General features: G+C 65.0%; 1 protein-coding gene. It reads right to left on the minus strand.

Annotation, left to right across the window (positions count from 1 at the left end; translation table 11 throughout):
* Positions 1-1,037, minus strand: a 1,037-nt coding sequence (locus ABT116_RS50230) for an arabinofuranosyltransferase (protein WP_351648528.1), incomplete at both ends; no start/stop codon positions are given.

Below are 1,037 nucleotides of genomic sequence, written 5' to 3' on the forward strand. Positions count from 1 at the left end.
CAGCCGTCGGGGCTGCGCCACGGCGCCGAGTCCAGCGCAGCTACCAGTTCGTCAGGCGTCTTCAGTTCCGACCACTGCTCGATCAGCGCGGCGCGCGCACGGAAATCGGCGAGCGGGTTCGCGTAGTGCGACGTCAGTCCTTGAAAGCCGAAATACGGGTAGAAGCTCAGGAAGCCGATGTCGGCAGTGAGCACCACTGTGTCGTGGGGATCGCGTCCCAACTGCTCGCGGATGATCCGGTCGATGTCGGCGTAATTGGCTTCGGCCCCGGGTGGCCTCTTGTCGCCGCGCTCACCGTTGCCGTCGGTATCGCTGTATGCCACAGCGATATCCGGCGCCAGCACCTGCGGGATGTTCTGCGCGAAGGCGATGGCTCCGATGACACCGAGTGCAACCAGTACCGCTTTGACACGGGGATTTTCGCTGGTGGCCAGCACGATCCAGCCGGCGAACTCGAAGAAACCGAACACACCGGCGGCGGCAAGCAGTCCGATCAGCACTGGCTCCAGCCGGAATCCGAGGAGCGTGCTGCCGGCGACGGTGAACGTCATGGACAGCAGCGCCCACAGATAGACGGCAATGACACCGATACCGAGTGCTCGGGCGCGGCGGGAGAACAGGAACCGCGAAATCAGCCAGACCGTGCCGAGTAGGCACAGGCCGCCGACGAGCGAGAAACTCAGCATCGGGAAGGGCAGCACCGCACCGGAATCGGGGAGGTAATGCATTGCCGTGCCGGATTCTGCGGTGGCACCGGAGAGTGCCTTCAGCAGGTACGGCGTCCAGACGGTCAGAGCCACCAGTCCGGAGATCACGGCGATGACAGCGAGCCTGACGAGGGGGCCAAGCGCGGCTTTCCACGTGTTCTGGGCGCGTGCGGCAAGTACTGCGGCAACGACGGCCATCAGAGTCACGGCGAAGGCGGCGAATCCGAGGTACAGCGTGTAGACGGTTGCGGCGAAACCGAGGAACAGGCCCGTTCCGAGAATTGCGCCGGCTCCGGCAAATCGAGAGGCACCCGGGCGACCGAGAGCCCC

The organism is Streptomyces sp. NPDC002130 (genome assembly GCF_040296465.1).
Taxonomy (GTDB): domain Bacteria; phylum Actinomycetota; class Actinomycetes; order Streptomycetales; family Streptomycetaceae; genus Streptomyces.